The following is a 12,351-nucleotide window of genomic DNA, read 5'->3' as shown; positions in this document are numbered from 1 at the left end:
CACGGTTCCCCATTGCAGCGACACATCGAGTATCAGATTCCAAACCCCTCCCCCTATTTACCCCGATTATCTGCGTAACGCACGTCTTACTGCGATAGCGACCGCAACGCACAATCCAGCGCCTCCAGTACAGCTTCTTCGGCCGGGGCGCTCGCCTCCGCTACATGGGAGGCGCCGGCATCCCGCAGAATCGCGGCAACGGCGCCAGAAATGCAACATTGTGGGACCGCCAAAGCCGATATTTCGACGCCGCCGATGCGGACGCCATCCAGGAACGCGCGGGCGCTGCGGCGAGAATAATGCAGCACCGCCGATATCCGATGCGAAGCAAACGCGTCACAAACCTCGCGAGACAGGCTCGCCACCGGCACCATCCGGTAACATGTTGTCGTCACGACAGTTAAACCGTGCCCTTCGAGCTTCCCGGCGAGATCGCATGAGCGATCAGCCGCAGCGAGATAAAGAATCCTGGTGCCCTTTGTCAGACGTTTCGCGCGGACACGCTCCACAATGAGTTCGCACAACGCCGCGGCATCTCCGCCTGCCGCCACCACATCCTGAAAACCCGCCTGGCGCGCGGCGTTGGCGGTATGATCGCCGACCGCGAAAACGGCCAGTTTCAGCAGCGATTCCCTTCCCGGATGAACGGCGAGCGCGCGCAGTGCGTTAGCGCTGGTCACGACGACCGCGCCATAATTTGCATCCTGCTCGATTTCAAAAGCAATCGGCTCGAGGCGCAACACCGGCGACAACAAAACTTCGCGCCCCATCGCACGGAGCGCCGCCGCCGTGGTTTCATTGTCCGGTTCAGGCCGTGTGACGAGAACCGCCACGCCTCACGCTCCGGCGAACAGGGTGAAGAACTTTTCGCCAGCGCGCTCGCGCAGTTCATGCGCGGCGTCCGCCCCAAGCGCGACCGCATCCGCACGTATCCCCTCACGCACGGTTTCATAGGATTCCGTGCCATCAGGAGAAATGATGAGACCGCGGAAGTGAATGCGGTCGCCGTTCACCCGACAATGACCGCCGATCGGCGTACGGCAGGAGCCATCGAGCAAAGCCAGAAAACTGCGCTCGGCGCTCAGCGCCACTTCCGTTTCAGAGTCGCCGATGGCCTTCACAAACGCGTTGATGCGATCGTCGTCACGGCGCGATTCGATCGCGATAGCGCCCTGCCCGACCGCCGGCAGGAATTCCTCTGTCTCGAGAATGCGCGTCGCCTTGTCCTGTAATCCGAGCCGATTCAAACCGGCCAGCGCCAACAATGTGGCGTCGGCCTCCCCGGCGTCAAGCTTGCGCAATCGGGTCTCGACATTGCCGCGCAGTGTATTGACCTTCAGGTCGGGGCGTAACCGCAGCACCATGGCCTGCCGCCGGAGCGACGCGGTCCCGACGGTCGAACCCGCCGGAAGATCGTCCAAAGACGCTGCGCGTGGACTGATGAAGACGTCGCGCACGTCCTCGCGCGGCAGAAATGCAGGCAACCAGGTCTCATCGGGCAGAAATGTCGGCACATCCTTGGACGAATGCACCGCAAAGTCGATGCTGCCGGCGAGCAGGGCTTCCTCAATTTCCTTGGTAAAAAGTCCCTTGCCGCCGACATCGAACAGCGGCCGATCCTGAATGGCGTCGCCCGAGGTGCGGATGGTCTTGATGGCGATCCGCTCGGGCGCCACCTGATGCGCCCGCGCCAGCCGGTCGCGCACCTCATGGGCCTGCGCCTGCGCCAGTGGGCTGCCCCGGGTGCCGATCGTTGCCAGAATGTCTGTCTCATCCGAGGATTGCACGCCAAGACCTCATAATGCTACGCCAAGGAAAGGGAAACGCTGGTTTGCCCGATAGCGCAAGGGCCATATCTAGTCTAGGTACAACACGCCGATGCTGGTGCTGGGAATCGAGACCACCTGCGATGAAACCGCAGCCGCCGTGGTCGAACGCCAGGCGGACGGCAGCGCGCGGATTCTTTCCAATATCGTACGGTCCCAGACCGGAGAACATGCCCCCTATGGCGGCGTGGTTCCCGAAATCGCGGCCCGCGCCCATGTCGAACTGCTCGACGGCATCGTCGCCAGCGCGATGAAGGAATCAGGCGTCGGATTCCCGCGGCTGTCGGGGGTCGCGGCCGCAGCCGGTCCGGGCCTGATCGGCGGCGTCATCGTGGGGCTGACCACGGCCAAGGCGATCGCCCTCGTTCATCGCACGCCGCTGATCGCGGTCAACCATCTCGAAGCCCACGCGCTAACGCCGCGGCTGACCGACGCGCTGGAATTTCCCTATTGCCTGTTCCTCGCCTCCGGCGGGCATACCCAGATTGTCGCGGTGCTCGGCGTCGGCAACTATGTGCGGCTCGGCACCACGGTCGATGATGCTATGGGCGAAGCCTTCGACAAGGTTGCGAAGATGCTTGGCCTGCCCTACCCCGGCGGCCCGCAGGTCGAACACGCCGCGGCGAGCGGTGATGCGACGCGGTTCAATTTTCCGCGGCCGATGCTCGGGCGTCCCGACGCCAATTTCTCACTCTCCGGGCTGAAGACGGCCGTGCGTAACGAGATCGGTCGAATCAATCCCTTGGAGCCACAAGACATCAGCGATCTCTGCGCCGGATTTCAGGCCGCCGTACTGGAAGCGACAGCGGACAGGCTTGGCGTCGGCCTCAAGCTGTTTCAACAGCGGTTCGGTATGCCGCGCGCACTGGTCGCCGCCGGTGGCGTCGCCGCCAATCAGGCGATCCGCGCTGCGCTCGAGAGCGTCGCCGCCAAGGCACAAACCGTGCTCATCATCCCCCCGCCCGCGCTTTGCACCGATAATGGCGCGATGATCGCATGGGCCGGTGCCGAACGCCTGGCAGCGGGTTTGACCGACACGCTTGAAACTCCTCCGCGCGCCCGCTGGCTGCTCGATGCCAGCGCGCAGGCGCCGGCAGGCTTCGCCAATACCCGCGCCGGATTTTGAAGGCGTTGTCGCGATGAGATCTCTCAACCGTGTTTCGGTCATCGGCGCCGGCGCCTGGGGCACGGCGCTGGCCGGCGCCGCCGCGCGCGCTGGACGGCAAGTGACGCTGCATGCACGCGATGCGGCGATCGCAGCCAAGATCTCGGCAACACGGGACAATCCGCGCCTGCCTGGCATTCCGCTCGACCGCAGCATCATCGTGTCGCATGACATCGCCGCCGCCGGCCGCGCCGACATCGTCGTGATCGCGGTGCCAGCGCAAAACTCGCGCGCGGCGATCGCCGCACTGGCCCCGCATCTCCCCTCCGGGACGCCCGTAATCGCCAGCGCCAAAGGCATCGAGCATGGCACGCGGCGCTTCATGACCGAGGTGATCGAAGAGGCCGCGCCCCATGCCGTCCCCGCGATCCTGTCCGGACCGAGTTTTGCCGACGACGTGGCAAGGGGGCTGCCGACAGCCGTGACGCTGGCGGCGAAAGACGATGCGTTGGCGGTCGCGCTGGTTCACGCGCTCGGCTCGGCCGCCTTCCGTCCCTATCATACGACGGACGTACGCGGCGTCGAGATCGGCGGCGCTGCCAAAAACGTCCTGGCGATCGCGGCCGGAATCGTCGTCGGTAAACAACTCGGAGCGTCGGCGCTAGCGGCGCTGACCACGCGCGGGTTCAGCGAGCTGGTCCGCCTCGGTTGCGCGTGCGGCGGACGCAGCGAAACGCTTGCCGGCCTGTCCGGCCTCGGCGATCTCATCCTCACCTGTTCGAGCCCCCAGTCGCGCAATTTCTCGCTCGGTATCGCGCTGGGGCGCGGCGAGCAAGCGCCGTGCGACAAACTCAGCGAAGGCGCGCTCACCGCGCCGGCGCTGCTCGAGCTGGCGACCGCCCACGACGTGGAGATGCCGGTCGCACAGGCGGTCGCGGCTATTCTCGCCGGCCGATTGACGATCGATGGCGCCATCGACAATCTGCTGACGCGACCGTTCCGGGCGGAGGGATAGCGATGGCGTACTGGCTGGTGAAATCAGAGCCTTCGGCTTGGTCGTGGGAGCAGCAGGTGGCGAAGGGCGCCAAGGGCGAAGCCTGGACCGGGGTGCGCAACTTCACGGCGCGGCAGAACCTTGTCGCCATGAAAAAAGGTGACATGGCGTTCTTCTATCATTCCAATGAAGGTAAGGAGATTGTCGGCATCGCCGAAATCATCCGCGAGGCCTATCCTGACCCCACCGACAAGACCGGCAAGTTCGTCTGCGTCGACATCAAGGCGGACAAGCCGCTGAACACGCCGGTGACGATCGCCGCCGTCAAGGCCGACAAGCGCCTGGCCGACATGGCGCTGGTCAAATACTCCCGCCTTTCGGTGCAGCCGGTCACGCCGGCGGAATGGAAACTGGTCTGCAAGTTGGGCGGGCTATAAAGGCGGGTGACGCCAGGTGCTCCAGGCTGGATTCTGGACTCAACACAGTTGAATGAGAATTCAACCTGACGGCTTGTCGCCGTACCAAGCCGCGACGCATAATCGTCGCAACGGTGAAGATGGACCTGCCTGGTTCCGGGCCAGGGTCCTGCGGTGGAGCAAAAACATGTCCGACAAGATTTATGACGTAAGCGCGGATTGGGCCAAGCGGGCCTGGATCGACGACGCCAAATATCGGGAGATGTACGCACGCTCGATCAAGGATCCGAACGGATTCTGGTCCGAGGCGGCTAAGCGCGTGGACTGGATCAAGCCGTTCACCAAGGTCGAGAATACCTCGTTCGAACTCGGCAAGGTCTCGATCAAATGGTTCGAGGACGGCGTGCTCAACGCCGCCTACAACTGCATCGACCGGCATCTGGAAAAACGCGGCGACCAGACCGCGATCATCTGGGAAGGCGACGATCCCTCGCAGTCCCGACACATTACCTATCGCGAACTGCACGACGAAGTCTGCAAGATGGCCAATATCCTGCGGCTGCGCAACGTCGAGAAGGGCGACCGCGTCACCATCTACCTGCCGATGATTCCGGAAGCAGCCTACGCGATTCTTGCCTGCGCGCGAATAGGCGCGATCCATTCGGTGGTGTTCGGCGGCTTCTCGCCCGATTCAATCGCAGGCCGCCTGCGCGATTGCAAATCTCGCGTCATCATCACGTCCGACGAGGGCCTGCGCGGCGGCCGCACCATCGCGATGAAGGCCAACGTCGATACCGCGATCGAGAAGGTCAACGGCGAAGTCGACTGGGTGATCGTCGTCAAGCGTACCGGTGGCCAGGTCAACATGAACCCAACGCGCGACGTCTGGTATCATGAAGCTGCCGCCGTGGTCGAAAGTGAATGCCCGTGCGAGCCGATGAACGCGGAAGACCCGCTGTTCATTCTCTACACCTCGGGCTCGACCGGACAGCCCAAGGGCGTACTGCACACCACCGCCGGCTATCTGATCTTCGTGGCGATGACGCACCAGTACGTGTTCGATTATCACGACGGCGACATCTACTGGTGCACAGCCGACGTCGGCTGGGTCACCGGCCATAGCTACATTCTCTACGGGCCGCTGGCGAACGGCGCGACCACGATGATGTTCGAGGGCGTGCCGAACTATCCGGACACGTCCCGGTTCTGGAATGTGATCGACAAGCACAAGGTCAACATCTTCTACACCGCCCCGACCGCGATCCGCGCCTTGATGCAGGCGGGCGACGAACCGGTGAAGAAAACCTCGCGCGCAAGCCTGCGCCTGCTCGGCTCGGTCGGAGAGCCGATCAATCCTGAAGCCTGGGAATGGTACCACCGCGTGGTCGGCGACAATCGCTGCCCGGTGGTTGATACCTGGTGGCAAACCGAAACCGGCGGCATCATGATCTCGGCCCTGCCGGGCGCAATCGCGCAGAAACCCGGCTCCGCGACCAAGCCGTTCTTCGGAATCGTCCCCGAGATCGTCGATGCCGACGGCAAAGTTCTGGAAGGCGAGTGCAGCGGCAACCTGTGCATCGCGAGATCCTGGCCGGCCCAGGTGCGCACGGTCTATGGCGATCACGCCCGCTTCGAGCAGACCTACTTCTCCTCCTACAAGGGCAAGTACTTCTCCGGCGATGGCTGCCGCCGCGACGCCGACGGCTATTACTGGATCACCGGCCGCGTCGATGACGTCATTAACGTCTCCGGCCATCGCATGGGCACAGCGGAAGTCGAAAGCTCGCTGGTCGCGCATGAGAGTGTGTCGGAGGCCGCCGTGGTCGGCTATCCCCACAACATCAAGGGCCAGGGCATCTACGCTTACGTCACTCTGATGAAGGGCGTCGAGCCGAGTGAGACGCTGCGCAAGGAACTGGTCGCGTGGGTGCGCAAGGACATCGGCCCGATCGCTTCGCCCGACCTGATCCAGTTTGCGCCGGGCCTGCCGAAAACCCGTTCCGGCAAGATCATGCGCCGCATTCTGCGCAAGATTGCCGAGGATGAGCCGTCCAGCCTCGGCGACACCACGACGCTCGCCGATCCTGCCGTGGTCGACGATCTCGTCAAGAATCGTCAGAACAAAAAGGACGGCGCGGCAGCGTAGGTCGATTAAACTGCCGCAACCGCAACATGCCCCCTCCCCGTGGTTGCGGGGAGGACGAAGTGGTCATTGGCTCGCCCACACGATTCGCGCGATCCATTCCACATCGGAAGCGGGCAGCGTGCGGTTGGCGTGGCTTGGATTGAGCGATTGCAATTCAATCATCTTCGCGGTCCGGCGTTTGAGTTCTTTCACCATCACCTCGCCGTCCCTCGTCTTCACCACCACGCGATCGCCACGCCGGATCGGCGTCCCCGGCGAGACCACGATGACATCGCCGTCGCGATAAGCGGGCTTCATTGAGTCGCCGGAAATCTCCAGCGCATAGGCGTGTTCGTCTTGGACGGAAGGCAGACCCACCTCGTCCCAACCCTTGCCGACAGGAAAGCCGCCGTCGTCGAAATAGCCGCCGGCGCCGGCCTCGGCGAAACCGAGCAACGGCACGGCCTGCGCGGCGCGTGCCGAATCTTCAATGAACTGCACGAAGGTGTCGATGGCGGTGTCGGTCGCGGCAAGCGCTTTGGCCACCGACTCGGTCGAAGGCCACCGCTCGCGCCCGTCGCCGGTGATGCGTTTCGATTTGTTGAAGGTGGTCGGGTCGAGCCCTGCCTTTCTCGCAAGGCCAGACGGCGATAGGCCGGCGCGCTCAGCAAGACGATCCAGCGCGGTCCATATCTGGGCGTGTGTCAGCATGACCATGTGGCGCGTCCTGATTTCCGCGGCGGTGAATTCTGTCAAAGATTAGGAATTATTACCTCAACCGGCGCGAGCCTGCAATTGCGCCGAGGATAAAATGCGGCTCTTGAAGTGCGAGCGAGCCACCGATACGGTCACGCAGGATCCGCTACAATTTAAGCGAGCGGTAACGGGGTTATGCGCTTTTCGGTATCATGAGAGCGCAACGACGGGCTCGGAACACGCGTGCGCACGATCTACAAAATCTGTCCTGCTTCGGCCTGGCGGGAGGCCGAGCGGCACGGCGTTTTTCGCGGCAGCGCCGACGATTCCCGTGACGGGTTCATCCATTTTTCCACCGCGTCCCAGCTCGAAGGCACGGCCCGCAAGCACTTCATTGGCCAAACCGATCTGCTCCTGATCGCGATCGATGCCGATGCGCTGGGCGCTGCGCTGCGCTGGGAAATCTCGCGCGGCGGCGAACCGTTTCCGCATCTCTATGGCGAGCTCGATCTGCGCCATGTCACAACAGTGTTGGACATGCCCGCGCGACCGGACGGATATCACGATATTCCGGAGCTCGCGCCGTGATACGCGCCTTCGACAACTTCTCGCTGCCGCTGTTGCGCTGGTTCGATCCCGAAGACGCGCATCGCATGGCGATACAGGGATTGCGGCTCCTGCCGCCGATCCGCCAGCGCGCCGACGACCCGAAGCTCGCGGTTCGCGCCTTCGGCCTGAATTTTCCTAACCCGATCGGCCTGGCCGCCGGCTTTGACAAGAGCGCCGAGGTTCCGGACGCACTGCTGAAACTCGGATTCGGCTTCGTGGAGATCGGTTCGGTGACGCCGAGAGCACAGCCCGGTAATCCGCGCCCCCGCGTCTTCCGGCTTGAACGCGACGAGGGCGTCATCAACCGCATGGGATTCAACAACGACGGCGCCCACATCGTGCTTCGCCGGCTCGCGGCCCGCGCGCATTCCGGCGGCATCGTTGGAGTCAACATCGGCGCCAACAAGGACTCGGCCAACCGCATCGCCGACTATGTCAGGCTGATCGAAATCTTTGCCCCGGTGGCAAGCTACTTCACCGTGAACGTGTCGTCGCCCAACACCCCCGGCCTGCGCAACTTGCAACAGGCGGCGGCGCTCGACGAGTTGCTGGCGAAGGTGATCGACGCCCGCGAGCGTGTCCGACAAAATGCCGGCGACACGCCGGTGCTGCTCAAGATCGCGCCCGACCTGACGCTGGCGGAGCTCGACGACGTCGTTCACATCGCACGCTCACGCCGTGCCGACGGTATGATCGTCGGCAACACCACCTTGGCGCGGCCCTCGACCCTGCGCGATCAATCGCGCGCGAAAGAACAGGGCGGGTTGTCGGGGCGGCCGCTGTTCCGGCTGTCGACCCGAATGGTGGCGGAAACCTATGTGCGGGCGGAAGGCGCATTTCCGCTTGTCGGCGTCGGCGGCATTGACTCAGGCGGCGCCGCACTGACCAAGATTCGCGCCGGCGCCACCTTGATCCAGCTTTATTCATCCCTGGTCTACAAGGGTCTCGGACTGATCGACGATATCAAGAACGATCTGACCTCGACGTTGCTGCGGACCGGGCGCGACTCGCTATCGGACGTCATCGGCACTGACGCCGCGGACATTACGGCGGAAGACTGGCCGACCTAGACTAACCGGCCGTTTGATCGAGACGATCTGAGCCGGAAACTTTTGGGATCATGCTCTAACGCCCGCGCGGCGTGCCGAACACGCGCGACAGCAGCCAGACCGGAATCACGATGACAGCACCCAGCAGGAAGTAGCGCCACAATCCATTGATCGCATCAAAGCCGAGGTCCCAGACGCGTTCAACCAGCAGGCGAATGCTTTGCACGATATTCCAGGGATCGAAGCCGATCGCCGCGAGCATGACGCCGACCAGCGTCGATAGCAAAATCAGACGAAACGCAACCGCCAGCGGCGAGCCGCCCAGGAAACGCGACAGGCTGTCGGGGCTGGCCCGCAAGTTCCGGGTGTCGTCGTTCGGCATTGAGGCTCTCCCGCGGGGACAAGGACCCGCGCAACATAATCAGTGTGAGGCAGATGGGGAACCACCGCTTTGCCGTCAATGGCCGTTAGAGTCTGGTTCAACGGCGTTGAATCAGACTCTAACCTTAACTTTTTGATCGAGCATGATCTTATCCGAAAACCGGTTTTCCACTTTTCGGGATCATGCTCTAGCGCCGGTTGATGCGGCGGCCTCGGAAACCAGCATCCGCTCCAGCGTCTCCAACCGATCCGCCTCGCGCGGCGGCTTGTCCCAGCGCAGTCGGTTAATCCGCGGAAAGCGCATCGCCACTCCTGATTTGTGCCGGGCCGAACGCTGCAAGCCCTCAAAGGCGATTTCCAGCACCAGTCCCTGATCGGGCTCATGCAAGACATGGCGCACCGGGCCGAAACTCTCGGTGGTGTTGCGGCGGACGAAACGGTCGATCTGAAGCAATTCCTCATCGGTGAAGCCGAAATAGGCCTTGCCGACGGGTACCAGCTGCTCGCCCTCCTCCCCCTCGGTCCAGACCCCAAAGGTGTAATCGGAGTAATAGGACGATCGCTTGCCGTGGCCGCGCTGCGCATACATCAGGACGGCATCGATGATATGCGGATCGCGCTTCCACTTCCACCAAAGGCCCTTGGGACGCCCCGGCAGATATGGCGCGTCACGACGTTTCAGCATGATACCTTCGATGGCGTCGGCATCCGCGCCGGCGCCGGCGGGGTCGGCGCGGGCTGCCGCCAATTCGCCCCAGATCGTAAAGGGGACCCGCGGCGACAGGTCGATGCGCGGGTCGCCGAGGGCAGCGATGAAATCAACAAGCCGCCGCCGCCGATCTTCGAACGGCAACTCACGCAGATCGTTGTCGCCGTCGTCGAGCAGGTCGTAAGCTCGCAGATGGACCGGAAATTCCTTCATCAGCCTGGGCGTCACCGCTTTGCGGTTCAGCCTCTGTTGCAGAACGTTGAACGATTGCACCCGTCCATCGCGCACCACCAGTAACTCGCCGTCGATGGCGAACGCTTGATGCCGAAAAGTGCGAAGCGGTTCTCGGGAATCGTCAAGCGTCACTCCAGAAGAATCCACCAGCCGCAGCGACGGCAGCAAATCGGGAAAACTGTGGGTGATGTCCTCGCCCGTGCGCGAATAGAGCCGCGCCGCGACATTGCCATGCTCGTCGCAACCGCTCACCGCCTGCACCCGGATGCCGTCCCATTTCCACTCGGCAATGAAATCGGCCGCATCCAGACGCACAAAATCGGCATCCTCGATCGCGTGCGCCAGCATTACCGGTCGAAACGGCGCGGGGTCGCGATTGACCGGTTTGTCGCCGCAACCCTCGAGCCATGCGAATAGATCGAGGTAAGGCGGCGCGAGACCGGGCCAGATCAATTCGACATCGTGAACGTCTTTGCTGCCAAGCGCAGCCGCTGCGGTCTTGGCGAGCCTGGCGGAGATACCGATACGCATGGCGCCGGTGACAAGTTTCAAGAGCGCCCAGCGCCCGGTTTCGTCCAGTTCGTCGAGCCAGCGTGCAAGTTGCGCTGGCAGTTCGGCCTTGCCGAGCGTGCGCAGCGTGGTGACGACCTCGGTGAGTGTCGGGGAAGGTGATTTACGAATGTGACCTTCGCCACTCGCCGGCTCGTTCCATCTCCCGCCAGCAGAAGAGAGAGCGGACTGAGCATCGAGAGCTTGTTGTTGTGGCCACATGAGCGCCACGGTCTCGGAAAGATCACCGACGTAATCATAGGACAGCGCGAACAGCACCGGATCGGCGCGCGCGGCAATCAGGTCGCGGACCAGACCCGCCTTGGCGTGCTTGAACGACAATGCGCCGGTGAGTGCGGCCAGCGCGTAGCCGCGATCAGGGTCCGACGTTTCGCGAAAATACGCGGTGATCAGCCGCAGCTTGTTGTTGCGGCCGGGCTCGTAGGCGAGGCGGTCGAGAAGTTCGGCGAAGCGATTCATAAGCCGTATTCTCCGCCGGAGAAGCTCACCACCACCTCCTCCTCGAGGTCCTCGTCACCATAGCCGACCAGCGCGAGCGGACGCGCAACGAGTCCCTGCGTCGTGCACCAATGCACGAGCGCATCTTCCTGGCCATGCGTCACCCAGATCTCACCCGCACCTGTCGCGGCGATGGTGCGGGTCAATCCCGTCCAGTCGGCATGATCCGAAATGACCAGCGGCAATTCGGCACCACGTTGCCGCGCCCGCGCACGAACTCGCATCCAGCCTGACGCAAACGCCGTCACCGGATCTGGAAATCGCCGGGTCCAGAGATCGGCCGTAGCCGAGGGCGGCGCCAGCGTGATAGTGCCGGCAAGATCGGCTTTCTTCATCCCCTTGACCGGCCTCAGATCACCAAGCCCGATGCCGCGACTTTGATAGTAGTGCGTAACTTTGTTCATCGCGCCGTGCAGATAGATCGGTGCGCCGTAACCAGCATCGCGGACCAGCGCGATCACGCGCTGCGCCTTGCCAAGTGAATAGGCGCCAACCAGATGCGCACGCTCCGGAAACAGCGCGACCGAAGCCAGCAGCTTGCCTACTTCCGAAGCAGGATCGCCATGACGAAACACCGGCAGCCCGAACGTGGCCTCGGTGATAAAGACATCACACTGAACTACCTCGAACGGCGTGCAGGTCGGGTCATGCACATCCTTGTAGTCGCCGGAGGCGACGATCCGGACGCCACCATGCGTGACCGCGATCTGCGCCGAGCCCAGCACGTGCCCCGCGGGATGAAACGTGATCGAGACATCGCCCAGCCTGATCTCTTGCCCATAGGAAATCGCCTGCGTAGAGCCCGCGAAATCATCGCCGTAACGCAGCCGCATGATGTCGAGCGTTTCCTGCGTCGCCAGCACCGCCCTGTGGCCCGGACGGGCATGATCGGAATGACCGTGAGTGATGACCGCGCGATCCACCGGCCGTACCGGATCGATATGGAAGCCGCCAGGTTTGCAATACAATCCGGCGGCATCAAGCATCAGGATGTCCTGCGGGCGCATGAGGGGCATATAAGCGGACGCGGATATCGTTCGAGTCCAACGCCTGAAGATATCTTAAAGCACAAAGAAAAAGCCCCGGCCTTGGCCGGGGCTTCGCGTATCAGATTATCGGGGCCGTTCAATTTTGGCATG

At 63.1% G+C, this 12,351-nt stretch carries 12 protein-coding genes; 6 read left to right on the top strand and 6 right to left on the bottom strand.

Annotated elements, in window-relative coordinates; translation table 11 throughout:
• Positions 1-86: 86 nt before the first annotated feature.
• Both B2M20_RS02900 and hemC read right to left on the bottom strand, forming a co-directional pair.
• Positions 87-833, bottom strand: a complete 747-nt coding sequence (locus tag B2M20_RS02900; protein WP_079445596.1) for a uroporphyrinogen-III synthase — start codon at positions 831-833, stop codon at positions 87-89.
• 3 nt (positions 834-836) lie between these two features.
• Positions 837-1,787, bottom strand: a complete 951-nt coding sequence (hemC, locus tag B2M20_RS02895; RefSeq protein ID WP_079445595.1) for a hydroxymethylbilane synthase — start codon at positions 1,785-1,787, stop codon at positions 837-839.
• Between the two features lie 91 nt (positions 1,788-1,878).
• Here hemC and tsaD point away from each other — a divergent pair, with 91 nt between their 5' ends.
• The 4 genes from tsaD (at position 1,879) to acs (ending at position 6,487) form a co-directional block, all read left to right on the top strand.
• Positions 1,879-2,952 carry a tRNA (adenosine(37)-N6)-threonylcarbamoyltransferase complex transferase subunit TsaD gene (gene tsaD / locus B2M20_RS02890; protein WP_079445594.1) on the top strand — a complete coding sequence of 358 codons (1,074 nt, stop codon included), beginning with the start codon at positions 1,879-1,881 and terminating at the stop codon, positions 2,950-2,952.
• A gap of 13 nt (positions 2,953-2,965) precedes the next feature.
• Positions 2,966-3,946 (top strand): NAD(P)H-dependent glycerol-3-phosphate dehydrogenase, encoded by a 981-nt coding sequence (locus tag B2M20_RS02885; RefSeq protein ID WP_079445593.1) that lies wholly within the window; start codon positions 2,966-2,968, stop codon positions 3,944-3,946.
• A gap of 2 nt (positions 3,947-3,948) precedes the next feature.
• Positions 3,949-4,362 carry an EVE domain-containing protein gene (locus tag B2M20_RS02880; protein WP_079445592.1) on the top strand — a complete coding sequence of 138 codons (414 nt, stop codon included), beginning with the start codon at positions 3,949-3,951 and terminating at the stop codon, positions 4,360-4,362.
• A 166-nt stretch (positions 4,363-4,528) separates the two neighbouring features.
• The gene (gene acs / locus B2M20_RS02875; protein ID WP_079445624.1) at positions 4,529-6,487 is read left to right on the top strand and encodes an acetate--CoA ligase; all 1,959 of its coding nucleotides are present in this window, start codon (positions 4,529-4,531) and stop codon (positions 6,485-6,487) included.
• A gap of 63 nt (positions 6,488-6,550) precedes the next feature.
• Here acs and B2M20_RS02870 read toward each other — a convergent pair whose 3' ends face one another.
• Positions 6,551-7,177 (bottom strand): S24 family peptidase, encoded by a 627-nt coding sequence (locus B2M20_RS02870; RefSeq protein ID WP_079445623.1) that lies wholly within the window; start codon positions 7,175-7,177, stop codon positions 6,551-6,553.
• A 228-nt stretch (positions 7,178-7,405) separates the two neighbouring features.
• Between B2M20_RS02870 and B2M20_RS02865 the strand changes: the two genes are divergently transcribed.
• Entirely contained in the window at positions 7,406-7,750 is a 345-nt protein-coding gene (locus B2M20_RS02865; protein ID WP_079445591.1) for a DUF952 domain-containing protein, read from the top strand.
• Positions 7,747-8,841 carry a quinone-dependent dihydroorotate dehydrogenase gene (locus B2M20_RS02860; RefSeq protein WP_079445590.1) on the top strand — a complete coding sequence of 365 codons (1,095 nt, stop codon included), beginning with the start codon at positions 7,747-7,749 and terminating at the stop codon, positions 8,839-8,841. Before B2M20_RS02865 ends, B2M20_RS02860 begins: the two co-directional genes overlap by 4 nt.
• A gap of 55 nt (positions 8,842-8,896) precedes the next feature.
• Here the strand turns inward: B2M20_RS02860 and B2M20_RS02855 are convergent, their stop codons facing one another.
• The 3 genes from B2M20_RS02855 to B2M20_RS02845 all read right to left on the bottom strand — a co-directional run bounded on the left by B2M20_RS02855 (position 8,897) and on the right by B2M20_RS02845 (position 12,228).
• Positions 8,897-9,202, bottom strand: coding sequence for a DUF6460 domain-containing protein (locus B2M20_RS02855; RefSeq protein WP_079445589.1), 306 nt, complete (start codon positions 9,200-9,202; stop codon positions 8,897-8,899).
• Positions 9,203-9,382: 180 nt separating this feature from the next.
• The gene (locus B2M20_RS02850) at positions 9,383-11,173 is read right to left on the bottom strand and encodes an ATP-dependent DNA ligase (RefSeq protein WP_079445588.1); all 1,791 of its coding nucleotides are present in this window, start codon (positions 11,171-11,173) and stop codon (positions 9,383-9,385) included.
• Positions 11,170-12,228 (bottom strand): ligase-associated DNA damage response exonuclease, encoded by a 1,059-nt coding sequence (locus B2M20_RS02845; protein WP_079445587.1) that lies wholly within the window; start codon positions 12,226-12,228, stop codon positions 11,170-11,172. The genes B2M20_RS02850 and B2M20_RS02845 overlap by 4 nt, the downstream gene beginning before the upstream one ends.
• Positions 12,229-12,351 lie beyond the last annotated feature (123 nt).

The sequence above is a fragment of the Nitrobacter vulgaris genome (genome assembly GCF_002028545.1).
Lineage (GTDB): Bacteria > Pseudomonadota > Alphaproteobacteria > Rhizobiales > Xanthobacteraceae > Nitrobacter > Nitrobacter vulgaris.
Note: the sequence above shows the minus strand (reverse complement) of the source record. Positions and strands in the feature narration are given on the sequence as shown.